At 55.1% G+C, this 26,149-nt stretch carries 18 protein-coding genes and 2 pseudogenes; 9 read left to right on the forward strand and 11 right to left on the reverse strand.

What is annotated here, in order from left to right; genetic code table 11:
- Positions 1-3: 3 nt before the first annotated feature.
- The 3 genes from nusB to CB0101_RS08530 are packed head-to-tail and all read right to left on the reverse strand — an operon-like array spanning position 4 to position 2,077.
- Positions 4-621 carry a transcription antitermination factor NusB gene (nusB, locus tag CB0101_RS08520; protein WP_010312607.1) on the reverse strand — a complete coding sequence of 206 codons (618 nt, stop codon included), beginning with the start codon at positions 619-621 and terminating at the stop codon, positions 4-6.
- A complete protein-coding gene (locus CB0101_RS08525; RefSeq protein ID WP_010312605.1) occupies positions 621-1,370 on the reverse strand; it encodes a DUF502 domain-containing protein in 750 nt (249 codons plus the stop codon). Before CB0101_RS08525 ends, nusB begins: the two co-directional genes overlap by 1 nt.
- Positions 1,371-1,426: 56 nt before the next feature.
- On the reverse strand, positions 1,427-2,077 hold the full coding sequence (locus CB0101_RS08530) for an HpsJ family protein (RefSeq protein WP_029553196.1): 651 nt from the start codon (positions 2,075-2,077) through the stop codon (positions 1,427-1,429).
- Between the two features lie 32 nt (positions 2,078-2,109).
- Here CB0101_RS08530 and queG point away from each other — a divergent pair, with 32 nt between their 5' ends.
- The 3 genes from queG to CB0101_RS08545 all read left to right on the forward strand — a co-directional run bounded on the left by queG (position 2,110) and on the right by CB0101_RS08545 (position 6,523).
- The gene (gene queG / locus CB0101_RS08535; RefSeq protein WP_010312601.1) at positions 2,110-3,045 is read left to right on the forward strand and encodes a tRNA epoxyqueuosine(34) reductase QueG; all 936 of its coding nucleotides are present in this window, start codon (positions 2,110-2,112) and stop codon (positions 3,043-3,045) included.
- Positions 3,046-3,071: 26 nt separating this feature from the next.
- The gene (locus CB0101_RS08540) at positions 3,072-3,956 is read left to right on the forward strand and encodes a tetratricopeptide repeat protein (protein WP_010312599.1); all 885 of its coding nucleotides are present in this window, start codon (positions 3,072-3,074) and stop codon (positions 3,954-3,956) included.
- Positions 3,957-4,018: 62 nt separating this feature from the next.
- The gene (locus CB0101_RS08545; protein ID WP_010312597.1) at positions 4,019-6,523 is read left to right on the forward strand and encodes a DNA topoisomerase (ATP-hydrolyzing) subunit A; all 2,505 of its coding nucleotides are present in this window, start codon (positions 4,019-4,021) and stop codon (positions 6,521-6,523) included.
- A gap of 28 nt (positions 6,524-6,551) precedes the next feature.
- Here the strand turns inward: CB0101_RS08545 and CB0101_RS08550 are convergent.
- Positions 6,552-6,803, reverse strand: a pseudogene (locus tag CB0101_RS08550) (hypothetical protein); the annotation flags it as partial.
- A gap of 236 nt (positions 6,804-7,039) precedes the next feature.
- On the opposite strand from CB0101_RS08550, the gene CB0101_RS08555 reads away from it, so the two are divergent.
- Entirely contained in the window at positions 7,040-8,101 is a 1,062-nt protein-coding gene (locus CB0101_RS08555) for a site-specific integrase (RefSeq protein WP_371413558.1), read from the forward strand.
- On the opposite strand, the gene CB0101_RS08560 is transcribed toward CB0101_RS08555, so the two are convergent.
- Positions 8,046-8,597, reverse strand: a complete 552-nt coding sequence (locus CB0101_RS08560; RefSeq protein WP_168187965.1) for a hypothetical protein — start codon at positions 8,595-8,597, stop codon at positions 8,046-8,048. The genes CB0101_RS08555 and CB0101_RS08560 overlap by 56 nt on opposite strands.
- Before the next feature lie 1,783 nt (positions 8,598-10,380).
- Between CB0101_RS08560 and CB0101_RS08565 the strand changes: the two genes are divergently transcribed.
- The gene (locus CB0101_RS08565; RefSeq protein WP_136644051.1) at positions 10,381-11,547 is read left to right on the forward strand and encodes a hypothetical protein; all 1,167 of its coding nucleotides are present in this window, start codon (positions 10,381-10,383) and stop codon (positions 11,545-11,547) included.
- A gap of 434 nt (positions 11,548-11,981) precedes the next feature.
- Here the strand turns inward: CB0101_RS08565 and CB0101_RS08570 are convergent, their stop codons facing one another.
- From CB0101_RS08570 to CB0101_RS08580, 3 genes and pseudogenes are all read right to left on the reverse strand, one after another.
- Positions 11,982-12,314, reverse strand: coding sequence for a hypothetical protein (locus CB0101_RS08570; RefSeq protein WP_136644052.1), 333 nt, complete (start codon positions 12,312-12,314; stop codon positions 11,982-11,984).
- 391 nt (positions 12,315-12,705) lie between these two features.
- Positions 12,706-13,227 (reverse strand): C-type lectin domain-containing protein, encoded by a 522-nt coding sequence (locus tag CB0101_RS08575; RefSeq protein ID WP_168187966.1) that lies wholly within the window; start codon positions 13,225-13,227, stop codon positions 12,706-12,708.
- 100 nt (positions 13,228-13,327) lie between these two features.
- Positions 13,328-13,582 (reverse strand): annotated as a pseudogene (locus CB0101_RS08580) (hypothetical protein); the annotation flags it as partial.
- A 235-nt stretch (positions 13,583-13,817) separates the two neighbouring features.
- On the opposite strand from CB0101_RS08580, the gene CB0101_RS08585 reads away from it, so the two are divergent.
- Positions 13,818-14,879, forward strand: coding sequence for a site-specific integrase (locus CB0101_RS08585; RefSeq protein WP_371413559.1), 1,062 nt, complete (start codon positions 13,818-13,820; stop codon positions 14,877-14,879).
- On the opposite strand, the gene CB0101_RS08590 is transcribed toward CB0101_RS08585, so the two are convergent.
- Positions 14,824-15,375 carry a hypothetical protein gene (locus tag CB0101_RS08590; RefSeq protein ID WP_168187967.1) on the reverse strand — a complete coding sequence of 184 codons (552 nt, stop codon included), beginning with the start codon at positions 15,373-15,375 and terminating at the stop codon, positions 14,824-14,826. The genes CB0101_RS08585 and CB0101_RS08590 overlap by 56 nt on opposite strands.
- 1,783 nt (positions 15,376-17,158) lie before the next feature.
- Between CB0101_RS08590 and CB0101_RS08595 the strand changes: the two genes are divergently transcribed.
- Entirely contained in the window at positions 17,159-18,337 is a 1,179-nt protein-coding gene (locus CB0101_RS08595; protein WP_136644055.1) for a hypothetical protein, read from the forward strand.
- A gap of 268 nt (positions 18,338-18,605) precedes the next feature.
- On the opposite strand, the gene uvrA is transcribed toward CB0101_RS08595, so the two are convergent.
- Both uvrA and recN read right to left on the reverse strand, forming a co-directional pair.
- Positions 18,606-21,572: an excinuclease ABC subunit UvrA gene (uvrA, locus tag CB0101_RS08600; protein WP_010312569.1), complete on the reverse strand. Its 2,967-nt coding sequence runs from the start codon at positions 21,570-21,572 to the stop codon at positions 18,606-18,608.
- 46 nt (positions 21,573-21,618) lie between these two features.
- On the reverse strand, positions 21,619-23,292 hold the full coding sequence (recN, locus tag CB0101_RS08605) for a DNA repair protein RecN (protein WP_010312567.1): 1,674 nt from the start codon (positions 23,290-23,292) through the stop codon (positions 21,619-21,621).
- A 94-nt stretch (positions 23,293-23,386) separates the two neighbouring features.
- Here recN and CB0101_RS08610 point away from each other — a divergent pair, with 94 nt between their 5' ends.
- A complete protein-coding gene (locus CB0101_RS08610) occupies positions 23,387-25,504 on the forward strand; it encodes an AarF/ABC1/UbiB kinase family protein (RefSeq protein ID WP_246833727.1) in 2,118 nt (705 codons plus the stop codon).
- Positions 25,505-25,531: 27 nt separating this feature from the next.
- Positions 25,532-26,122: an alpha/beta hydrolase gene (locus CB0101_RS08615; protein WP_010312563.1), complete on the forward strand. Its 591-nt coding sequence runs from the start codon at positions 25,532-25,534 to the stop codon at positions 26,120-26,122.
- Positions 26,123-26,149: the final 27 nt, after the last annotated feature.

Consider the following 26,149-nt stretch of genomic DNA (forward strand, 5'->3'; position numbering starts at 1 on the left):
TCCTCAGCCGGCGCTGGTGAAGCGGCGCAGCACGCCGTTGATCATGCGGCGGCCCTGTTCGTCGCTGTAGCGATTGGCCAGCTCCACGGCTTCATTGCAGGCCACGGCAGCAGGGGTGTTGAACTGCTCGATGTCGACGGCGGCCAGGCGCAGGATGTCGCGGTCGATGCGAGGCAGGCGGGTGAGGCGCCAGCCTTCCATCACGGCATCCAGGCGCTGATCGAGATCCTCACGGCTGCGCAACACGGCGCGTGCACGATCCACAGCACCGCGGCGGATTTCATCCTGATCGGAGAGCATCAGCAGCCGGGGCAACTCGAGGCTGGCGGAGAGGCGGTTGAGGCCCTGCTCGGCATGGGCGAGGCCGTCTTGCAGGTGTTGGCGAATCTTGGGCAGTTCCTCGGTGCCGCCTTGATCCTGAAGTTCGCTGTCGAGCAGCTGTTGCTGGGCAGCCTGGAGGTCGGTGGCGGCCTGATCGAGGGCTTCGCGCACGTGCTGGCTCAGCGAAGCCTGCGCCTGCTGCAGCAGCGCATCGAGGGGCATGTCAGCCGCCGGCTGACGATCACTGATCTGGCCGAGCATCAGCAGGGCCAGTTCACGGGCAACAGTGCGGCTCTGCATCAGGCCTTGTTGGAGGGAAGGGGGGAATAGGCCGGGGCCCGGAGCTGGGCCAGCAAGCTGGAGAAGCTGCGGCTGGCGGGGGTTTCACGCTCGTCGGGGTTGACGATGCCGGCCGAGATGATCGTGCGGAAAGCATCCTCCACCGAGAGGTCGAGGTCTTTCACCGAAGCTTCAGGCACCACGGCGTACCAGCCGGTGGTGGGGTTGGGGGCCGTTGGAATGAACACGCTCAACATCGGCTGATCAAAGCCGGCGGAGAGGGTGGCGCCGAGCACGCCCGTGACGAACCCCAGGGCATAGAGGCCCTCGCGGGGATATTCCACCAACACCACCCGGCGGAAGCGGCTGGAGTTATCCCGCAGGAAGGTTTCCAGCAGTTGCTTGAGGGTTTTGTAGACGCTGCCCGCCACGGGGATGCGCTGCAGCGTGCCCTCGCCGAATTCGAGCAACCAGCGGCCCACGATGTTGCGGGCCATCAGGCCGATCAACAGGATCCCGAGCAGGGGCACCAACAGGCCAAGCCCCAGGTTGATCAACTCCTGGAGGATCGGATCCAGGGTGTTGAAAGGGTTGAGCTGCTTGGGGATCGAGGTGAGAAACGCCAGCACAAAGCGCGTCACCGTGGTGGCCAACCAGATGGTGGTGGCCAACGGGATCACCACCAGCAGGCCGGCGATCAGGTCGTTCTTGAGGTCCTGCTGGAGGCGATCGCCCAGGGGTTGCTCAGGTCTGGGACTGGATTGCACCAATGACAGGCCGGGGCGTCCGGTGAAAAGAGTCCAACCTGCAACTTAGCCAGCCGCCCTCACAGAACGGCCACTACCGCCAGCAGGGTGAAGGCCACCAGCAACACCACAGCGGTGCCGGTGCCGCCGATGCGGCGCTGGTTGGCCGCCAGATCGCGGCGGTTTTCGGCCTGCTTGAGCTGATCTTCAGCCTGATCGAGCTGGCGGCTCATGAAGGCCTGAGCGGCCTTCTTCTTCTCGGCATCGCTAGCGGTGGCGGGGATTTGGCCGGCCTGCTCGCCCTGGGCGATCACCTGCTCGAGCACCTGGGGGTTCTCCAGCTGAGCCTTCGCCATCTCCAGCTGACCGCGCTGGGCCAACAGGGCCTGGTTGGCCTGATCGCTCACGGCGCGATCACCGCTGATGCTCACGGGGATGGTGATCAGCAGGGCCAACGCCAACAGGCCACTCACCACCGCCACAAACCAGCGCAGGGGCGTGCGGCCGGGCACGGGCTCATCGAGGCGCTGGCCGATCAACATCAGCAACATGCCCACGAAGGCCATGGGCGACTGGGTGACCAGGGTGGTGGAGAGCAGCTGGCGGAAGCTCTCCTCGCCCCAGCCGTTCACCGCCAGCACGGCCACCAATTGCAGCGCCAGCAACACCACCAGGGTGATGCCCAGCCAACGGAACAAGCTGCCGAAACGGCCGGACGCTGCTGAACTCACAGTGGTGGTGACGCAATCGCGCAATCGTAGGGGTGGTGGATCTCGCTGACACCCTCAAGCAACAGGCAAGGCAGCTGGGCTTTGCAGCGGTGGGGATCGCCTCAGCAGCCGGCAGCGAACGGCTGCAACTGCGGAGCGCGGCACTCCAGCGTTGGCTGGCCGCGGGCCACCAGGCCGACATGGCCTGGATGGCTGACCCGCGTCGCCGCGATGTGCAGGCCTTACTGCCGGGGGTACGCAGCGTGGTGGCCGTGGGACTGCCTTATTACGTGGAGGCGGAGCGCGCTCCGGGCTCCCTGAAGGTGGCCCGCTACGGCTGGGGCCGCGACTACCACCGCGTGATCGATGGGCGGCTACGGGCCCTCGGGCGCTGGCTGGAAAGCGAGATGCCCGGTGTGGGCTGGCGCGCCTGCGTGGACAGCTCACCGCTGCTCGACAAGGCCTGGGCCGAAGAAGCGGGTCTGGGCTGGATCGGCAAACACAGCAACCTGATCAGCCACGAGCACGGCTCCTGGCTGCTGATCGGGCACCTGCTCACCACCGCCGAGCTGCCGGCCGACCGGCCCGCGGTGCCGAGCTGCGGCGCCTGCAGCGCTTGCCTCGACGCCTGTCCTACTGCCGCCATCACCGAACCATTCGTGGTGGATGCCCGCCGCTGCATCGCCTTTCACACGATTGAAAACCGCGATCCCGAGCTGCCCGAGGCGATTGCGGGCGCCTTGGAGGGCTGGGTGGCCGGCTGCGACATCTGCCAGGACGTATGCCCCTGGAATCAGCGCGCGCTGTCCAGCAGCAGTGATCCCGATCTGCAGCCGCGCGCCTGGTGGCTGGACCTACGCGGCGAGGAGGCACTGGACTGGAGCGATGCCGAGTGGGACGAAAAGCTGCGGGCCTCCGCCCTGCGGCGGATCAAACCGGCGATGTGGCGGCGCAACATCCGTGCGGCCAGCACCGCCCCCCCTGCCTAACCTGCGGCTGTGATCGCCCTGCATCGATGGCTGCGCGCTGGTTGAAGGTTCTGGCGGCGGCACCGTTGATGCTTTCGGCCCTCAGCGCCGCCCCGGCTCAGGCGCTGGTGCCCTACGTGGTGGTGCCAAGCGAGCAGAACCTCGAGGGGGCTGGCCTCGGCATCGCCCAGGCGGCGGCGCGGCTGCTGCGGATTGGCCAGGCCGAAGACGCAGCCCGGCTCGCGGCCCTCACCGTGCAGCTGATCCCGAGCGACCCCCGCGGCTGGGTGCTGCTAGCGGAAGCGCAGCTGCGCAGCAACCAAGACAAGGCCGCGGCAGTGTCGCTGGCCAAAGCTCGGGAACTCGACCCGAAGAATGCCGGCATCCTGTTTGCCCAAGGCTCCCTGGCCCTTAAGGACGGCCGACCCTCGGAAGCCGCTGAGCTGATCCGCGACGGCCTGAAGCTCGACGGCAAGAACGCCGGTGCGTACTTCGATCTGGGCAACGCCTTCATCCTGATGGGCAAACCCAGTGATGCGCTGGGGGCGTTCGAGCGGGCGTCGAAGCTGCGTGGTGATTTCTGGGAAGCGATCAACAACCAGGCCCTGGTGCTCTACGAGCAGAACAAAGACGCTGAAGCGATCAAGCGCTGGCGGCGGGTGCTGGAGATCAAGCCTGCTGCCGAACCCAACCTGGCCCTGGCCGCAGCCCTGAACAGCAAGACGCCCGGCAATCCCGAAAGCCTGGAGCTGGCGGCCAAGGCCCTGGCTGAAGAGCCCAACTACGTGCTCGACAGCTGGCAGAAGGAGCAACTCTGGGGACCGAAACTGCGCAGCGCCGCAGCGCGGCTGTTCACCGACCCAGCCCTCAAAGCCGATGTGGAACGGGCCCAGGCCAACGCCGGCGGCAACGACGACCTGGGCGGCGAATAAGCCGACTCAGCCCAGGATCTGTAGGCTGAGCGCCACTTTCAGCCCCCCGGCCTGAGCCACGGATGCCCAAGGCGCGCCCCGAACAGCCGCTGCCGGATCCATCCGACGACCGGCGTATCCAGCCGATCGAGCTGCATCAGGAGATGCAGCGCTCGTACCTCGAATACGCGATGAGCGTGATCGTGGGCCGGGCCCTGCCCGACGCCCGCGACGGTCTCAAGCCGGTGCAGCGCCGCATCCTCTATGCGATGCACGAGCTGGGGCTGACCCCGGATCGCCCTTACCGCAAGTGCGCCCGCGTGGTGGGCGACGTGCTCGGTAAGTACCACCCCCACGGCGACCAGGCCGTGTACGACGCCCTAGTGCGCCTGGTGCAGACCTTCGCCAGCCGCAACCCGCTGCTGGATGGCCACGGCAACTTCGGCTCGGTGGACGACGACCCACCGGCCGCCATGCGTTACACGGAAACGCGCCTGGCACCGATCGCCAATGAGGCGATGCTCGATGAAATCGGCGACGACACCGTTGATTTCGCCCCCAACTTCGACGGCTCCCAACAGGAGCCCACGGTGCTGCCAGCCCAGCTGCCGTTCCTGATCCTCAACGGCTGCACCGGCATCGCCGTGGGCATGGCCACCAACATCCCGCCCCACAACCTGGGCGAAGTGGTGGACGCCCTGATCGCCCTGGTGCGTAAACCGGATCTCAGCGACGAGAAGCTGCTGGAGCTGGTGCCCGGGCCAGACTTCCCCACCGGCGGCGAGGTGCTCACCGGCAGCGGTGTGCGCGATACCTATCTCACCGGCCGCGGCAGCATCCCGATGCGGGGCGTGGCCCACATCGAAGAGATCCAGCCCGGTAAGGGCCGCCACAAGCGCGGCGCCGTGGTGATCACAGAGCTGCCGTATCAGCTGAGCAAAGCCGGCTGGATCGAAAAGCTGGCCGAGCAGGTGAACGACGGAAAGATCAACGGCATCGCCGACATCCGCGACGAATCCGACCGCGAAGGCATGCGGGTGGTGGTGGAACTGCGCCGCGATGCCAACCCGGAAACAGTGCTGGGCGAACTGCAACGCCGCACCGCCCTGCAAAGCAACTACGGCGCGATCCTGCTGGCCCTGGTGCACGGCAAGCCGATCCAGCTCACCCTGCGCCAGCTGCTGCAGGAATTCCTCGACTACCGCGAGCTCACCCTGATCCGCCGCACCCGGCACGCCCTCAAGCGCGCCGAAGACCGGCTCGAGGTGGTGGAAGGCCTGATCACCGCCCTCAACGCCCTGCCCAAGGTGATCGAGATGATCACCGCCGCCCCCGATGCCGCCAGCGCCCGGGCCAGCCTGCAGGTGCATCTCGACCTCAACGAGCGCCAGGCCGATGCGGTGCTCGCCATGCCGCTGCGGCGCCTCACCGGCCTCGAGCAGGAAAGCCTGCGCAAAGAAGCCGAAGATCTGCGCCAGGAGCGCGCCCGCCTGCGGCACCTGCTGGATGAGCGTCCAGCCCTGCTCGACGCGATGGTGGCCGAGTTCAAGGCCCTGAAGAAGCGCTTTGCCACTCCGCGCCGCACACGCCTGGTGGAAGGGGGCGACGAACTGGTGGCCCAGCGCACCGCCGCCCAACGCCCCAACACCGAAGTCCTGCGCCAGCGCGCCTTCGAAGGGCTGCCCAGCGACGGCCGTCTGGTGATCCAGGCCGACGGACAGGTGAAGGTGGTGGGTCCGCAGCTGCTCGGTCGCCTCCACCTGGATGAGCCAGCACCGCTGGGCGACAACCCCTCACCGGCACGTCTGATCCTGCCGATCAGCGAGAAGCCGGCGCTGCTCGCCTTTACCGATGCGGGCCGGGTGGCGCTGCTGCGTTGGGAATTCGCCGGCCAGCAACCGGGCACGCTCGAGAAATTCCTGCCGGAGGGCATGAATGGCGAGCAGGTGGTGCAACTGCTGCCTCTGCCCAGTGGTGAGCAAGCAGCGGGAGCCAGCGTGGGTTTGCTGAGCAGCGATGGGCGCTTCAAGCGACTGCCGATCGAGGATTTCCAGGAGCTCTCCGGCCGCGCCACCTCGGTGCTGAAGCTCAAAGACGGCGTGACCCTGCAGCGGGTGGTGCTCTGCCGCGACGATGAGGAGCTGGTGGTGGCCAGCTCCACCGGCCGGATGCTGCGGCTGGCAGTGAACGACGCCAACCTGCCCGTGATGGGCCGCAACGCGCAAGGGCCCGTGCTGTTGCGCTTGCTCCCCGGTGAAAGCGTGGTGGGGGCTGCCGGCGTCAGCCCCGATGGTTGTGTGCTGCTGGCCAGCCGCTCCGGGCAACTCAAGCGCCTGGCGGCCAACAGCCTGCGCCGTTGCCAGCGGGGCGACATCGGGCAAATCGGCGTACGCTTCAGCCAACGGGGTGATCAGCTGATCGATCTCCGGGAAGATCGCAGTGCTGTGGTGGCCGCGGTGTTGAACGACGGTCGCAGCCTGCGGCTGGATACAGCCGAGCTGCAGGCGGAAGACGACACGGGCTCTGGTCAGCTCTTGGGCATCGCTGGGAATGAAGCCATGGCAGAACTGGTTCCGTTGTTGACCTAATCAACAACCGAATGACCTCGTTGTGGGGTTAAGCGGCGACTGCCTGAGGCGGATGCTGCTCCAACACCTGCTTGAGATAGCGCCCTGTGTGGGAGGTGGGATGTTCCGCCACCTCCTCAGGCGTACCCGTGACGACGATCTTCCCGCCTTTGTCGCCACCTTCTGGACCCAGATCGATGATCCAGTCGGAGCAGCGAATCACATCGAGGTTGTGCTCAATCACCAGCACTGAATTGCCTTTGTCGACAAGACGCTGAATCACATCCATCAAGTGATGCACCCCCTTCAGAGTGGTTCTGTGATCAGGGATCAGAGGAACAAAAAGCACTCCAAAGCCAGAACCCAAGCCAGATTCCCAAAAATCCCCCCGCATACACCAACATTTGCGGAGTTGGCTAACAAAGGCTTCAAAGCAGGCTCGGCGGCTTGGCTGAAGTGTCCTCATGAATTAGCCATGGTGTATCCGCCATCTCTGCGATGCGTAAACCACCATCCCTACGCAACAACAATGGGGCGTTGCAGCTACGTGTGAGAATCCAAGGCAAGGATGCGTTTATCAATCGACTTGGGCGATGGAACGATCCTAGCGATGTTGCAAGGGCATCAGCACTAAGCGCGAAGATTTGGGCAGACTATTGCGGAGGGACTTTTGATACCACTCTTCGCTCATACCAACCCAGCAACGAGCACGCAGATGCGGATTTACTTGAAGCTTTAAAGCACCTTTCTGAAGCGAACAGACAAGGGCGGACTATCCATGCTTACAGAACTCTGAGGAAGTACGGCAAAACCCTCAGGAACAAAAGTGACGTTGATGAGTTCGTACAATGGATGCTCGCTAATGGTCTCCAGAATCGAACCGTTGACGGGATTCTTTGTGAGTTCAGACGTGTGTGCCCAGAGAACAGCAAGCACCTCTTCAAACACAAACTCAAAGTGAATAAGGGGTCTTCACTATCGGATGTTCTAAGCACAGAAGAGATCACCCTTGTACTTGAAGATCTGAGAGTGAACGAGGTCTGGTTTTACCCCTTATTCTTCCTGTGGTTGAGCAGTGGAATGCGGAACGCAGAGATCAGAGGACTCACCTGGGACTGCATCCACTGGGACAGCGGCGAGATTATCATTCACAAGACCCTGAGGGTCGATGGTCTGAACACTCATCGATACTTCTGGTCCACGACAAAGACAGGCAAAGAGCGGGTTGTGCCGATAGGTTATTCAGTTATCAAGGTACTTCAAGAACATAAGTCTTTAATGGTGTCAAAAGGAATCTACGATTACAATGGACTTGTATTTGTCACACCTATAACACACAAGAACGTATACGATTCTTTGCTTGGCAAAGTCTGGAAGAGAAGTTTAGTGCGTTGCGGTATTAAACCGAGGAGACTTTATGCGCAACGCCATTCATTCCTCTCCCATGCACTTGCAATGGGCAATTCACCAGCTGACTTGGCACAAATGGCAGGTCACAGCACACAGATGCTTCTCAAAACCTACGCCAAACCAACTGGAAGAATCAGACTGCCTGAATGGCAGAGAGAACTCGGTTCAATTCATGATTTGGTTGACTAAAGAATTTATCAAAAAAATCATGGATTGGAGCAACGACAAACTCATTATTTAACTGATAGCACACTCGCTGATGGGAATATCCACCACCGCGATCAAATGCTGCAGTACTCAGAACGAAGTATGGATCACAAGAATAGTCAAAGAGCTTTTGACATAAGAAGTCAACGACAGCATCACAAGAATTCTCGGAGTCATATTCCGACTCGAGACTCAAATAGAATACAGAATCATCGACGGAAGTCTCTTTTACGTATCGCTTAAATGCTTCATTGATCTCTGGGATCAGATCCTCATCAGGAAGTTCGAGGTCTAGATCAAGGTCGCCAAATTCTATGCTGCTGGATGGATTCGTTCGGATAAGACTCAGAAGTTCCTTGCTAAACCCAAGCAAGAGCAATTCAAAGTGATCATGATCCGTGATGCCAATCAAGCGAAGAGATGAATAATAATGGTTAATATTCCAGGACATAATAGAAGGCGTAAATAACGTGAACAAATTAAAAAGCTTTGATCTGGATAGTAGTCGCTGGGACTAATATGTTGATAATCTTAGGATTACGATCTGCGAACCGACGCCTGAATTCAAGAGTAATAATTCAAGACAGATCTATTCTGCAGTGATTAAGTCATGGGCTTTTGGACAAGGATAATAGGGGTATTGCGTAATCGATTACCTGAATCGATGCCCTTATTTTATCACCCTTGCTCTGGACTGTCAACACTTTGACCTGATAGATATGAGATTGAGGGCAGGGATCTATATTTATGCTGACCTACAACGCTGATACACTCAGGCAAAAGCAAGACTTTGTAGGTTAGAGTCATAGATCTGTTATTGAAGCGATTCTATTCTTGTCGCAGATAGTTAGAACCGCCGCGATCATGACAAACAGGTTCTGACCCAAGAGGTACAATTCAGTCTACTTAAACATCTCCGCGAGTTCAATCTCTACAAGTAAACGCCTCTGCACATCCAACTCTGCCATTAGGTATTGATATGTTTCAGGGAGATAGTGATCAAGCGACTCTAGCTGTTCCTCTATATACTTGATTTTTGCTATGATTTTCTCCTTCCTACGGTTCATCACTTCTTGATTTGACTGTATTCTTTATGAATCCACTCCCGTAGACAGTCTATAGGTTTTCTGCGACTGTGCTTAGCGATATATTCCAGCATTAGATAGTCGACTTTTGATAGAGATATTGATTTATTCATGGATGAACGTTCAGCACTCCAGCGGGATTCTTCAATGCAAACTCTTCTTTTTTAATCAGATATTTGATTAAGTCACTCTTGTTGAGTCGATAGTGATCACATAATCTATCTCTCATATCAAGAATGTAGTTCTCATGCTGCTTAAAGGAGATTTGATCTCTCAAGGGTTTAGGATGTACTAGATTGGTCATTATGGATTTTCTGTGGATCTTATGGGTATTTATGATTAAATGATTTATGTAAGAGTGCCTATTTCTTCAGTCTTAGATGACTAGTCGTGGACAGAATACTAAGCACAATGATGTTTAAAATATGCTTTATGGGAAGCTTTGAATCAAATCCCTTCGGGATTTGCCCTTCGGGCATCTCTAGTGTTTATTGATACTGCTCTCTTGGGGCATCTAGAGAACTCTACAGCTACTTACAACCTGATCAACTACTACGTAGTTATTTATAAGAATGTATACTTTAAGAACCTAAAGATTCTCTTGCGTACCCACGTACTAATTCTAGTCAAACTTGACGAACATGTCAAGTTGACAGAATTAAAGCCTAACTGTTATAATTAGACAAGGCAATCAAGAGGATAATGGAATCTCCTATAGACTACAACTACAGACAATTACTAATTAACAGGCTTGATGGATACGAAGAGAGTGTGAATAAGAGGTACAAAGCAAGATTCTTTTGTCCGTTTTGTCAGTATGATCGTGACAAGAAGAAGTATGCTCAGAAGAAGGGGGCAATATTCTGGCATCAACAGAGCAACAGCTGGAGAATTAATTGCATTAAATGTCATAGGCAAGGAATAAGCATGTTTAAGTATCTCGGATTATTGGATAGTAGTCTTGCTAGACAATATCAACATGATCGGTGGTGTTCAAGTACAACTGGATGGGGTCATGACTGTCCTACGCCAAATCATATGAAGAGGAGGAGTATCTAAATTAATTATTTTAAGAACTACTCATGAGAGATACTGATCAAGGGGTGAATGCACTTAATGCATATACCTAGAATTTGGGTCAAGTCATGTTAATATAGTCAGATCTGCATTACTAGCGTGCCTGGATACCTTTTGCATTCCAGTGGCGATCCTCAAAGGGAATATGCGAGACAGGCAGCGTCTGATGGGGTAATTACATATTCTTATTCGTCCGACAACTTTAGATGGGTTGAACCCAATAGCTCTTTACGATGGCCTAGTTCATCCATTACTCAAAATCCTCAAGCAGCTGATCAGCAGCAAGCAACTTGGATTGATACTATTTTTGAGTTTATTGATTCGATTACGGGTGTGCAGTTCCAAAAAGTAGAAGGGCAACGCGGTGAGATACATTTAAACTTTGTCCCAACCCTGGTCAATAAGAGGTTCAAGGGCAACTTCACTGAAGGCAATATAGTCGACCCCGTAGTTAACACGGAGTCTTACGGTGGCAGCAGTTACATAAATGGTTATGGTCAAATTTATAGCTTCCATAATCAAGCTCAGTATGGTGCTCTAAGTGATATTCGTGGCATCCAGACAACCTTACTCGAGATCCTTGGCGTTACTACTCCCAATGGAAATGGCGATGATCCAGCTTATAGTTGGGATAATACACTTATGTCGTATAATGATGGCGGACTTGGATCGTTCGGTGCAACATTCTTCCTAACTGCTGATGACAAGGCAGCACTCCAGACAATTCTCGGTAGTCCATCCGGTCCTTCCCCCAGTGGTTCAAAGACTCATATCCAAAAAATAAAAGAAGATCTGATGCTGGGCACGGACGGGGTTGTTGATACTTTTAAGCTCATCTCTAAGGGTATGATCCTCAAGAAGGATGCAGGGACACAGTATGACGACCTTGGCGTTATATACAACAACTACAATATTCCGTATGTCGCGAACTTCAATCCTGATGATGGAGACAAGATTTTAATTCATCGGTCGCTTCTTAATCCGAAGAGTCCGGTGTCACAAGCTTCAAAAAAGCTAGCAAAACCATTTAAAAAAACAAAGCTGCGCTTCAAGCAGATATTTGGAGACCAATACACAACTGGTCAGAATGTTTATTACAATGACGCAGGTAAGATATACATTGATACAAACGGCAAGAAGACTGGTTTGAGCTCTAATTTTAGGTACAACAGTGCAGGTCTTGCTGGCCAGACTGCTGCTTTTGTTGATCCGATTGGCCCAGAGACGATCCCATTCCAATCAGAATGGCTTGGCTTCTTTGGGTAGTCTACATATTGCAACAGCAGGTATATGGTTAGTCTGATAACTTGATTGTTAACGTACGCCAGTTTGTTGGGTCGTTCACTTTAGAACTTACAAAGTGAACTCAGTTTTAACATTATTATTAAACCATAAGTGCTCGATTGATTACAGTAAGTATTTATGGCAGTGTAGCTAAGATATCCTATAGAATTGTATATACGAATTAATAGCAGCATTGGGCAGATATTGCACCATGGCATTTAAATACGATATAGATTGGATCAATTTAATCATTAAAGCGCGTAAATTCAGTTGACATGATAAAGATTCATGTCAACTGAATTAATACTACAGGTTTTTAAAACAGTCGTTCTTTTTTGATTTAGTTTAACTCAAGAGGAGGTAGGTGCATCTTAGAATAATTATTCCGTTAAGAATCTCTTGATGCTAATAGAGTATTAGATAAAGTACGATACATCCTTGTAACGTGTAATTGCTAATTCGACCCCATCTTGATTAAAGATAGTGCCTGTTCTAGATTCCAAGTCTGCCGTCCATGTGCCAAAGCCGATATTATTCTGATCAGATGCCGATTCTAGAACGATTACTTTTGCGATTACCTTATCACTTTTGTCTCTTTTGCCATTTTTATTGCTGTCTACATACATCTTGCCTTTGCCTTTTTGATTGATCTTCACATAGCCTTGAGTAGAAGAATCATCAGTTTCCCAGTTTGCAATAAAGGGATTTTTGGTTTCATTCCAGATTCCGGTAATAACGTCTGGGGACATTGCAAAAAGAATATAACCAATGTCATTGTAGCAGTTGCGCTTTGATTCCCGCGACTATGCAGAGAATGCATAGTCTTGCCCCTGGATGGTGATGAATATGAATTCAGCCTGGATTAAGCACTAGCTCACATAGATAGTGGACTCAAATATAACGGTTTCATGAGAATAGTCCATCAACTACTTAAGTTAAACGCATAAGCGAGATGCAGTGATCATAGACTTTGTCTAATAGTCGATCAAGAATAAGCTCCTGACTCTTATCAAATAAAAAGTGTTGGTAGTCAGCTATCTGAACAACCACCATCTAGCTATAGTTGGTTGGCGCGCGCATGGCACACCTTGTATTGACTAGGATATTTTGTAGATATACAAGTCGGCGGATTGCATTGATTTAGTTAAATTCAATAAGATAAAATAGCTTGTTGCCTCCCTGAATATCATTCCACATTCCAGCATTACCAAATCCCATGCCATCTGCTGAACCATATGGCCAGTTCTCAAGACCCAAAGCAAGATAGTGCTGAGTGCCTTGGAAGTTATCAGGCTCACGACCCATAGCACCTTTTCCCCATTCGGGGCTATCGGTGGGAATTAATGCTCCTGATTTTGACCACCGCCAGACCCCCTCGGACCCGGAGTCAGAGCCTCCTAGCCAGACATAGGAAGACCCACCTCCATCCGAAGCTGTTGATTTTTTATACAGAGACCGATCTAATAGCCCTGTAATAGAGTCAAAAACCTCAGGGTTCTCATCAGGGGTAGACAAATCTGCGAGATATCCCCCAAACTTGAGAGCTTTTTTCTCTGCCTTAGCAAATGTTGCTGGCTTCAGTATTAGTGCATAATCTGAATCCGAAGTAGAGAATAATAGAGCACTCTTTGGAAGAGATTTTGACTTTTTAGATTTTGGCATGACCATCTATGCGATAAAGCTTGTCCAATTATAACATAATTCTGAAGACCAACTCGGCTTCTACAGCCACAATCCAAGCCACAACCCAACCATTACCCAGTCACTCCACCACCACCAGCTCGGGCGGATGCTGCTCCAAGACCTGCTTGAGATAGCGCCCCGTGTGGCTGGTGGGATGCTCTGCTACTTCTTCAGGGGTTCCCGTAACCACAATCTGCCCCCCTTTATCGCCACCTTCTGGACCGAGGTCAATGATCCAGTCGGAACAGCGGATCACATCGAGGTTGTGCTCAATCACCAGGACAGAATTTCCCTTGTCGACGAGCCGCTGGATCACGTCCATCAAGTGATGCACCCCCTTCAGAGTGGTTCTGTGATCAGGGATCAGAGGAACAAAAAGCACTCCAAAGCCAGAACCCAAGCCAGATTTCCAAAAATCCCCCGCATACACCAACATTTGCGGAGTTGGCTAACAAAGGCTTCAAAGCAGGCTCGGCGGCTTGGCTGAAGTGTCCTCATGAATTAGCCATGGTGTATCCGCCATCTCTGCGATGCGTAAACCACCATCCCTACGCAACAACAATGGGGCGTTGCAGCTACGTGTGAGAATCCAAGGCAAGGATGCGTTTATCAATCGACTTGGGCGATGGAACGATCCTAGCGATGTTGCAAGGGCATCAGCACTAAGCGCGAAGATTTGGGCAGACAATTGCGGAGGGACTTTTGATACCACTCTTCGCTCATACCAACCCATCAACGAGCACGCAGATGCGGATTTACTTGAAGCTTTAAAGCACCTCTCTGAAGCGAACAGACAAGGGCGGACTATCCATGCTTACAGAACTCTGAGGAAGTACGGCAAAACCCTCAGGAACAAAAGTGACGTTGATGAGTTCGTACAATGGATGCTCGCTAATGGTCTCCAGAATCGAACCGTTGACGGGATTCTTTGTGAGTTCAGACGTGTGTGCCCAGAGAACAGCAAGCACCTCTTCAAACACAAACTCAAAGTGAATAAGGGGTCTTCACTATCGGATGTTCTAAGCACAGAAGAGATCACCCTTGTACTTGAAGATCTGAGAGTGAACGAGGTCTGGTTTTACCCTTTATTCTTCCTGTGGTTGAGCAGTGGAATGCGGAACGCAGAGATCAGAGGACTCACCTGGGACTGCATCCACTGGGACAGCGGCGAGATTATCATTCACAAGACCCTGAGGGTCGATGGTCTGAACACTCATCGATACTTCTGGTCCACGACAAAGACAGGCAAAGAGCGGGTTGTGCCGATAGGTTATTCAGTTATCAAGGTACTTAAAGAACATAAGTCTTTAATGGTGTCAAAAGGAATCTACGATTCCAATGGACTTGTATTTGTCACACCTATAACACACAAGAACGTATACGATTCTTTGCTTGGCAGAGTCTGGAAGAGAAGTTTAGTGCGTTGCGGTATTAAGCCGAGGAGACTTTATGCGCAACGCCATTCATTCCTCTCCCATGCACTTGCAATGGGCAATTCACCAGCTGACTTGGCACAAATGGCAGGTCACAGCACACAGATGCTTCTCAAAACCTACGCCAAACCAACTGGAAGAATCAGACTGCCTGAATGGCAGACAGAACTCGGTTCAATTCATGATTTGGTTGACTAAAGAATTTATCAAAAAAATCATGGATTGGAGCAACGACAAACTCATTATTTAACTGGTAGCACACTCGCTGATGGGAATATCCACCACCGCGATCAAATGCTGCAGTACTCAGAACGAAGTATAGATCACAAGAATAGTCAAAGAGCTTTTGACATAAGAAGTCAACGACAGCATCACAAGAATTCTCGGAGTCATATTCCGACTCGAGACTCAAATAGAATACAGAATCATCGACGGAAGTCTCTTTTACGTATCGCTTAAAAGCTTCATTGATCTCTGGGATCAGATCCTCATCAGGGAGTTCGAGGTCTAGATCAAGGTCGCCAAATTCTATGCTGCTGGATGGATTCGTTCGGATAAGACTCAGAAGTTCCTTGCTAAACCCAAGCAAGAGCAATTCAAAGTGATCATGATCCGTGATGCCAATCAAGCGAAGAGATGAATAATAATGGATAATATTCCAGGACATAATAGAAGGAGTAAATAACGTGAACAAATTAAAAAGCTTTGATCTGGATAGTAGTCGCTGGGACTAATATGTTGATAATCTTAGGATTACGATCTGCGAACCGACGTTTGAATTCAAGAGTAATAATTCAAGACAGATCTATTCTGCAGTGATTAAGTCATGGGCTTTTGGACAAGGATAATAGGAGTATTGCGTAATCGATTGCCTAAATCGATGCCCTTATTTTATCACCCTTGCTCTGGACTGTCAACACTTTGACCTGATAGATATGAGATTGAGGGCAGGGATCTATATTTATGCTGACCTACAACGCTGATACACTCAGGCAAAAGCAAGACTTTGTAGGTTAGAGTCATAGATCTTTTATTGAAGCGATTCTATTCTTGTCGCAGATAGTTAGAACCGCCGCGATCATGACAAACAGGTTCTGACCCAAGAGGTACAATTCAGTCTACTTAAACATCTCCGAGAGTTCAATCTCTACAAGTAAGCGCCTCTGCACATCCAACTCTGCCATTAGGTATTGATATGTTTCAGGGAGATAGTGATCAAGCGACTCTAGCTGTTCCTCTATATACTTGATTTTTGCTATGATTTTCTCCTTCATACGGTTCATCACTTCTTGATTTGACTGTATTCTTTATGAATCCACTCCCGTAGACATTCTATAGGTTTTCTGCGACTGTGCATAGCGATATATTCCAGCATTAGATAGTCGACTTTTGATAGAGATATTGATTTATTCATGGATGAACGTTCAGCACTCCAGCGGGATTCTTCAATGCAAACTCTTCTTTTTTAATCAGATATTTGATTAAGTCACTCTTGTTGAGTCGATAGTGATCACATAATCTATCTCTCATATCAAGAATGTAGTTCTCATGCTGCTTAAAGGAGATTTGATCTCTCAAAGGTTTAGGATGTACTAGATTGGTCATCATGGATTTTCTGTGGATCCTATGGGTATTTATGATTAAATGATTTATGCAAGAGTGCCTATTTCTTCAGTCTTAGATGACTAGTCGTGGACAGAATACTCAGCACAATGATGTTTAAAATATGCTTTATGGGGAGCTTTGAATCAAATCCCTTCGGGATTTGCCCTTCGGGCATCTCTAGTGTTTATTGATACTGCTCTCTTGGGGCATCTAGAGAACTCTACAGCTACTTACAACCTGATCAACTACTACGTAGTTATTTATAAGAATGTATACTTTAAGAACCTAAAGATTCTCTTGCGTACCCACGTACTAATTCTAGTCAAACTTGACGAACATGTCAAGTTGACAGGATTAAAGCCTAACTGTTATAATTAGACAAGGCAATCAAGAGGATAATGGAATCTCCTATAGACTACAACTACAGACAATTACTAATTAACAGGCTTGATGGATACGAAGAGAGTGTGAATAAGAGGTACAAAGCAAGATTCTTTTGTCCGTTTTGTCAGTATGATCGTGACAAGAAGAAGTATGCTCAGAAGAAGGGGGCAATATTCTGGCATCAACAGAGCAACAGCTGGAGAATTAATTGCATTAAATGTCATAGGCAAGGAATAAGCATGTTTAAGTATCTCGGATTATTGGATAGTAGTCTTGCTAGACAATATCAACATGATCGGTGGTGTTCAGGTACAACTGGATGGGGTCATGACTGTCCTACGCCAAATCATATGAAGAGGAGGAGTATCTAAATTAGTTATTTTAAGAACTACTCATGAGAGATACTGATCAAGGGGTGAATGCACTTAATGCATATACCTCGAATTTGGGTCAAGTCATGTTAATATAGTCAGATCTGCATTACTAGCATGCCTGAGTATCTTTTGCATTCTGTTGGAGATCCTCAGCGGGAGTATGCGAGACAAGCAGCGTCTGATGGTGTCATTACATACTCTTATTCAACCAAGAATTTTAAGTGGATTGACACTGATAGCTCCAATCGCTGGACTAATTCAACTATTACGCAAAATCCAGTTGCCGCAGACCCTCAGCAATCCAACTATATTGACGCCATCTTTGAATTCATAGATTCAATTACAGGGGTTAGCTTCCAAAAAGTAGAAGGGCAACGCGGTGAGATTCATTTAAATTTTGTCCCATACAAAGAAAATAGGAAGTTTAAAGGGGATGCCTTCAAAAATGGTAAAGCTGTTGATCCTGTTACTAATACGGAGTTCATTGGTGGAGTTGGTTACTTAAATGGTTACGGTCAAATGTACAGTAAACACAATAAGAAGCAGTACGGAGCTATAGAAGATATTCGTGCTATCGAGACAACAATACTTGAGGCGATTGGTATTACCGCGCCTAATGGATACCCAGGTGATCCAAATTACAGCTGGGATAATACGCTCATGTCTCAGTATGATGGTGGACTAGGCTCGTTCGGCGCTACATTCTTCTTTACTGCTGATGACCAGGCAGCTATCCAGACTATTTTTGGTGCTCCTTTAACGCCCTCACCCAGCGGTTCAAGGACTCATATCCAAAGAATAAAGGAGGATTTGATGATCGGCACAGACGGCGTAGTGGATATATTTAAACTCACATCCAAGGGCATGATCTTAAAAAAAGACTCAGGAACACAATATGACGATCTTGGCCCTATCTATAATAATTACAATGTATCATATGTGGCTAACTTTAATCCCGACGAGGGTGATAAGATTTTAATCCACCGTTCACTTCTAAACCCTAAAACACCTCAATCAAAAGCGTCGAAAAAATTGGCAAAACCATACAAGAAAACGCAGCTTCGCTTCAAACAGATATTTGGAGATTCTTATAAAACAGGCGAAAATGTTTACTATAATGATGCTGGAAAGATTTTGATTGATACAAATGGCAAAGAACAAGGTCTAACCCCTAAAGGTTCACCAAGCAAATACAATAGTGCTGGAATCAACGGTCAGATTGTTGCCTTCGTAGATCCTGTTGGACCTGAGACGATTCCGTTCCAATCATCATGGCTAGACTTTTTTGTGTAACTCGTCAATTATTGTAAATGATATACGTTGAGTTGCCAATAAGCGCGAACAACAAGTATATGTTCAACTTGAGTAACGGACGACTTTAATGTACTAATTAGTGGTTCTCTAATTATATTTTTATATTGTTCTACGCAAGAGTTTGCTGTCACATGATAACTGCAATTCACTACTTATTTTTGAAGATCAGCGATGTGATGTGTCTGCGCCAGTTTTTTTATAAAGTCTAAGCCACTCCCGTAGCCACAATCCAACCCTTGCCCAGTCCCTACGCCGCTTCCACGGTCGGCGGATGCTGCTCCAACACCTGCTTGAGATAGCGCCCCGTATGGGAAGTGGGATGTTCCGCTACCTCCTCAGGAGTACCCGTCACCACGATCTTCCCGCCTTTGTCGCCCCCTTCTGGGCCCAGATCGATGATCCAGTCAGAGCAGCGAATCACATCGAGGTTGTGCTCAATCACCAGGACAGAATTTCCCTTGTCGACGAGCCGCTGGATCACGTCCATCAGCTTGTGCACGTCGTAGAAGCTGAGACCGGTGGTGGGTTCGTCGATCAAATAGAGGGTTTTACCGGTGGCGCGTTTGGAGAGCTCGGTGGCAAGCTTCACCCGCTGGGCTTCACCGCCTGAGAGGGTGGGCGCCGGTTGGCCCAGCTTCACGTAACCAAGGCCCACATCCACCAAGGTGCGCAGCCGATCAGCGGCTTGGGGGATGGCGGAGAACACCTCGCAAGCCTGCTCCACCGTCATCTCCAACACGTCGGCGATGGTGTGGCCCTTGTATTTCACCTGCAACGTCTCGCGGTTGTAGCGCGCGCCTTTGCACACATCGCACTGCACGTAGACATCGGGCAGGAAATTCATCTCGATCACGTTCACGCCCTGGCCGCTGCAGGCTTCGCAGCGGCCGCCCTTCACGTTGAAGCTGAACTGGCCCACCTGATAGCCGCGGGCCTTGGCCTCCACCGTGGCGGCAAACACCTGGCGGATCGGATCGAAGGCACCGGTGTAGGTGGCGGGGTTGGAGCGGGGGGTGCGGCCGATCGGGCTCTGGTCGATCACGATCACCTTGTCGATCGCCTTGATCCCCTTCAGCTCCTCCACGCCGGAGGGGAAGGGCACCTTCATGCCGAGCTTGTGCTCGAGCGCCGGGTGCAGCAGCTCATTCACCATCGTGCTCTTGCCGCTGCCGCTCACGCCGGTCACGCACACGAGGCGCCCGAGCGGAAACTCCACATCGAAGCCGGAGAGGTTGTTGCGCGCACAGCCCACCAGGGTGAGCTTGCGGGAGCCGGTGTCGCGCCGCTCAGCCGGGGTGGGGATAGCGCGGCGACCGCTCAGGTAGGCGCCGGTGAGCGAGTCTTCAGCGCTGATCAAGGCGTTGTAATCACCCTCCGCCACGATGTGGCCGCCATGCACGCCCGCGCCGGGGCCGATATCCACGATGTAATCAGCGGCGCGGATCGTGTCTTCGTCGTGTTCCACCACAATCAGGGTGTTGCCGAGATCGCGCAGCTTGATGAGCGTGTTGAGCAGGCGATCGTTGTCGCGCTGGTGCAGGCCAATGCTCGGTTCATCGAGCACATAGAGCACGCCGGTGAGGCCGGCGCCGATCTGGGTGGCTAGGCGGATGCGTTGGGCTTCACCGCCGGATAGCGTCATCGCCGGGCGATCGAGGCTCAGGTAGTCGAGGCCCACATCCAACAGAAACTTCAGGCGCATGCGGATCTCGCGCAGCACCAGATCACCGATCTGGATCTGACGGGGGCTGAGCAGCGGCGCATCACCTTCGTGGGCGCCCACACCCATCAGCTCTTCGATCCGGCGCAGGCTCTCGCCCACGCTGGTGCTGGTGAGCTCGTGGATGCGGTAGGGACCGACTCGCACGGCGAGTGCTTCCGGCTTGAGTCGCAACCCCTGGCAGCTGGAACACGGCACCAGCTCCAGGAATTTCTCCAGCTTCTGGCGCATCGATTCACCGCTGGCATCCCGGAGCTGCCGCTCCAGGATTGGCAGGATCCCCTCGAAGGGCCGCACGTAGGTCTGCGATTTGCGGTAACGGCTATCGGCCTGAATCGCGATCGGCTCCTTCGAGCCGCGCAGCAGCACCTCGTGCTGCTCCGGGGTGAGTTCGTTCCAGGGGGTTTTGATCTCGAAGCCGAAGGCCTCGCCTACCGAATAAAGGAGCGAGAAGTAGTAGGCGTTGTCTTTCTCAGCCCAGGGCGCCACCGCGGCATACACCGGTTGCGAGGGATCGGGGATCACCCGCTCCATCGTGAATTGGCGCAGATGGCCGATGCCGTGGCAATCGGCGCAGGCGCCGTATGGGCTGTTGAACGAGAACAGCCGCGGCGAGAGCTCCTCCATCACGGCGCCATGCACCGGACAGGCGAAGTTCTCGGAGTAGAGCCGCTCGCGCTCGACGCCCTCCGGCAGCTCCTCATCCGCCTTGGGCACCACCTCCACTAACGCGAGGCCATCGCCACGCTTGAGGGCGGTGCGCAACGAATCGGTGAGCCGCTCCTGAATGCCCTCGCGGGACACCAAGCGATCCACCACCACTTCAATGTTGTGGGCGTGGTTCTTGTCGAGCTCGATGTTGTCGGCGAGCTCCCGCACTTCACCGTTGATGCGCACTCGCGCGAAGCCCTCGGCCACCAGGCCGCTCAGCAGCTTCACGTGGGTGCCCTTCTTCCCGCGCACCACCGGCGCCAGCAGCTGGTAGCGGGTGCCCTCGGGCAGCGTGAGGATCTGATCGACCATCTCGTCGATCGACTGGGGCCGGATCGAGCGATCGCAATCCGGGCAGTGAGGTTCACCGGCGCGGCCGAACAGCAGACGCAAGTAGTCCTGGATCTCCGTGACCGTGCCGACCGTGGAGCGCGGGTTGTGGCTGGTGGATTTCTGGTCGATCGAAATGGCGGGTGAAAGCCCTTCGATCGCATCCACATCGGGCTTGTCCACCTGCCCAAGGAACTGACGCGCGTACGCCGACAGGCTTTCGACGTAGCGGCGCTGACCCTCCGCAAAGATCGTGTCGAACGCCAGTGAGCTCTTTCCGCTGCCGCTCACCCCGGTGAACACCACCAGCTGGTTGCGCGGGATGGTGACGTCGACGTTTTTGAGGTTGTGCTGCCGGGCGCCTCGCACCCGGATCACGTCCTCGAGCGAGCCGCCATTCAGCGCCTGCAGGGCCGCTTTCTCGTTCACGCTCTTGGCAAGGGCGCGGGGCATCCGGGCGGCTCGGGAATAGGGGAGTCTACGGGGATTGGCTGGTTGCTTAGCCCACCCGCTTCAGCAGGCTGGCCGCATAGCTGCGGGTTTCACCCGAATCGCCGCCGGCAAGTTCCGCCAACTCAGCCTGGCGGGCCTGAGTGTCCCGCAGTTGGGACACTTGCGTGTGGGTGACGCCGCCCCGCACCTCCTTGGCCACACGGAAGTGGTGGTCGGCTGCCGCGGCCACGAGGGGCTGGTGGGTGACGCAAAACACCTGGCGCTGCTGGGCCAGGCGCTGCAGGAGCTCGGCCATGGCGCCGCTGACGCGGCCGCTCACGCCGGTGTCGATCTCATCGAACAGCAGCGTCACGTGTTGATCCGCCGCGGCCAGGCAAGTTTTCAAGGCCAGCAGGAAGCGGCTCATCTCACCACCGGAGGCCACCTCCGCCAGCGGCGCCAGGGGCTGGCCGGGGTTCGCTGAGAACAGGAACTGCACCGCATCGGCCCCCTCCTCTCCAGGAGCCGCCGGCTCGATCGCCACGCTGAAGCGCACATTGGCCAGACCCATCGGGCGCAGGGCCTCCATCAATTGGTGCTCCAGGCGCGCGGCAGCGGCTTGGCGCGCCGTGGTGAGGTCGCCGTTGCATCGGTCGCGCTGCGCGCGAGCCGCCGACTCAGCTGCTTCCAACGCTTCCAGGCTGGCCTCAGCGCCGCCGGGCGCCAGCTGATCCCGCAACTGATCACGCCACTCGATCAGCTCGGCCAAGGTTTTTCCATGGCGCCGCTCGAGCGCCTTGAGCTGGGCGATGCGCTCCTGCAGCTGGCCGAGGCTGTCTGGATCGCTCTCCAAGGAGGAGCCATAGCGATCGAGATCGCGGGCCAAATCCTGGAGCTGCGCGAGGGCCTCGCTGGCGCAACTGGCAAGCGCAGCGATCGAGGGATCGAGTTGCTGCATCGCAGCCAGCTCCCCTTCGCAAGCGGCCAGATGGTCGAGTGCCGACGGGGCTTCATCGGCCCCATCCACCAAACGTCCCAGGAGGGTCATCACCCCTTCCTGCAGGCGCACCCCATGGGCGAGACGGTTTTCTTCGGCCTGGAGCTGCTCGCGCTCGGCGGGATCCTCAAGCTGGGCAGCCTCGAGATCCACCAGCAACTGCTCCTGGCGCTCACGCTCCTGCAGCAGCAGCTGCCAGTTGCTGCGAGCCTGCTCCAGCTGCTGGGCAGCAGAACGCCAGCGGCGGTAGGCCTCCGACACCGGAATCAAGAGGACCTGGAGCAGCTCGCCGGCATAGCGATCCAACCAACGGCGTTGCTGCCCAGGGCGCGCCAACTGCTGGGTTTGGCCCTGCACGGTGAGATCCAGCAGGAGCGGGCGCAACTCCTGGATCTGGGCGCGGTTCACCGCCACCCCATTAAGGCGATGGCGGCTGCTGAGGCGGTCATCGCTGAGGCGCCATTCACGGCTGAGCAGGATTTCGTCTTCTTCCGCCTCCAGCTCCTGCTGCTCCAGCCAGCTCTGCAGCGGTGGCGTAAGGCTGAAACTGGCCTCGATCACGCCCCGATCACTGCCCTGGCGCAACAACCGCGGGCCGCTGCCGCCGAGCAACGCATCGAGCGCATCCAAGAGTATGGATTTACCGGCGCCGGTTTCACCGGTGAGCACCGTGAATCCACCACTGAAATCGAGCTGCAACTGCTCAATCAGCGCGATGTTCTGCAGGCGCAGACCGGTGAGCACAGGCAGCCGGGTAGTCGGCCCGACCGTAGCGGCTGTGTCTTTCGTTTAGAAGAGGGACAACCCTCAAAGGGCACCCGGGGCCCCAACCCGCGGCATGCCGAATCCAACGCCTTCGCTCACTCCCTTGGAAGCCGCCAGCGCCGCCATGCGCCGCACCGTGCTGGGCAGCGAGGCCGCTGGCGTTGAGATCGAAGCCTCCGCTACCGACACGGCCACTGGGACGCCCCGCTTCGACGCACCACCCCGCGAAGCAGAACCCGAGATCTGTACAGGTCGTACAGAAGCTGTGCAACACGCTGCGCCCGAAGCGAACACGAACACGAACACCTCCCAGGCAGACCTCAGCGATTTCATCGAGGTCTCGGGCCTGCTCGAGTACGACCCGGCCGCCATTAGCCGCATCTATGCCGGCGCCCCCCAACGCCTGATCCGGCGTCTCTGGCAAACGCTGGTGCCGATCGGCCTCTACTTACTCAGCGTGGGGATTGACTGGCTCACCCGCCGCCTCAAGAACCCCGAACATGCCCGCGCCCGGGCCAAAGAAGCCGCTGATCTCGTGGCCTCCCTGGGCCCCGCCTTCATCAAGGCCGGCCAGGCCCTCTCCACCCGACCCGACATCATTCCGCCCCTACTCCTGGAAGAGTTGGCAGGCCTGCAAGACCAGCTCCCAGGCTTTGATTCGGCCCTGGCGATGGCCTGCATTGAAGAAGATCTCGGCGCTCCGATCAGCACGATCTACGCCGAGCTCGAGCAGGAGCCGATCTCGGCTGCCTCTCTTGGTCAGGTGCACCGAGGTGTGCTGCTCAGCGGCGAGAAGGTGGCCGTGAAGGTGCAGCGGCCGGGCCTGCGTGAACAGATCACGCTCGATCTCTACATCGTGCGGAACATCGCCGCCTGGCTCAACCGCAACATCGGCCTGATCCGCTCCGATCTTGTGGCCCTGATCGATGAGCTGGGCAAGCGGGTGTTTGAGGAGATGGATTACTGCAATGAAGCCACCAACGCCGAAGCGTTTGCGGCCCTGCACGCCCACAACCCCCGCATTGCCGTTCCGCGCATCTATCGCCATGCCACTGCTCGGCGGGTGCTCACCATGGAATGGATCGATGGGGTGAAGCTCACCAACCTCGAAGCGGTGCGCGATCTCGGCATCGACCCCGACGACATGGTGACCGTGGGAGTGAACTGCTCGCTGCAACAGCTGCTCGAGCATGGCTTCTTCCACGCCGATCCCCACCCCGGCAACCTGCTGGCCCTCCCCGATGGACGCCTCGCCTATCTCGATTTCGGGATGATGAGTGAGGTGAGCCGCGAGAGCCGCACCGGCCTGATCCAGGCGGTGGTGCACCTCGTAAACCGCAACTTCGGCAAGCTCTCCAAAGACTTCGTGAGCCTCGGCTTCCTGGCGGAAGACGTGGATCTCTCACCGATCGTGCCGGCCTTCGAGAGCGTGTTCGGCCAGGCCCTAGAGATGGGCGTGAGCCGGATGGATTTCAAGGCCGTCACCGACGACCTCAGTGGCGTGATGTACCGCTTCCCCTTCCAGGTGCCGCCCTACTACGCCCTGATCATCCGCTCACTGGTCACGCTCGAAGGCATCGCCCTGAGCGTGGACCCCGACTTCAAGATCCTCGGCGCCGCCTATCCCTATTTCGCTCGCCGGTTGATGGAAGATCCCGACCCACAACTGCGCAACAGCCTCAAAGAAATGCTGTTCGACGGCGAGATCTTCCGCTGGCAGCGGCTTGACAACCTGATCAGCAGTGCCGCCAGCGGCAGCCAACTCGACCTCGATGGCCTGCTGGATCAGGTGCTCGATTTCCTGTTCTCCCCCAACGCCGGCATGCTCCGCAGCCAGCTCGTGGAGGCCGCGGTGAACCAAATGGATGCGTTGGGCTGGCAAACGGCCCTGCGCATCAGCCAGCGGCTGCCAAGGCCGCTGCGGCCGCCCGGCCTGCGCGACCGGCTGCCCATGAGCGCCAACGACGCCGAACTGCTCTCGCTCGAGCCGATCCAACGGCTGGTGGCAATCCTGGGGCAGCTGCCGGGCTTCGATCCCCAGCTGCTGCTCAAGCGGGTGCCACGCCTGCTGCAGGAAACGGAGTTGCGCCGCATGGGAGCCGAACTGGCCCGCGGCCTGGCGGAACGCGGTGTGGTGCACCTGGTGCGCGATGTGTTGGTGGGCGCTGATCTGCAGCGGAAGCCGGCCTAGGGTCTGGCGATTGCACCACCACTTGCCATGCCCATCAGCAAGCGTCAGCGCCTCACCGCTGCGGTGCTGAGCCTGGGCTTGATCGGCAGCAGCCCAGCCGCCATCGCCGCCGAAAACGTGGTGTTCGTCACTGGGGCCTTCCGCCGCTCGATCGCCGTGGCGGATCTGGAATACCTGGCCGACACGGGCAAAGCGCGGGGCCTGATGGTCGATGTGCTGATGATCGCCAAGCAGAAGCCTGAGGAGGTGAGCAAGCTGCTGAAGGCCGAGCTCTCGATTCCGCTGCTGCTCACCAGCCGGCTGCTCAGCACCCGCCTGGGCGAAGCGCTCCTGGCTCGCATCGCTCAGATCATCTATCCGCTCTACGCCAAGCGAGCCGGGATCCCGGCCCTGCGGGCTGGCGTGATCAATGCCCTGGTGGCCACCGACGGCAAACTCAGCGCCATCAGCTTCCTGAAGGCCTATCCAGTGGATGAGATGGAAGTGAGCATCCCGGCGCTCTTGGCGGTGCTGCAGAAGGCGAAATCGGTGAGCGATCTGATCCAGTTCTTCATGGAGTCGCCGCTCGACGGCCTGCGCGGCAACAGCGGCGGCGCTGCTGCGAAACCCGCCCCGTAGATTCGGCTCCAGACCGTCCCTGCTGCC

It is taken from the genome of Synechococcus sp. CB0101, assembly GCF_000179235.2.
Classification (GTDB): Bacteria; Cyanobacteriota; Cyanobacteriia; order PCC-6307; family Cyanobiaceae; genus Vulcanococcus.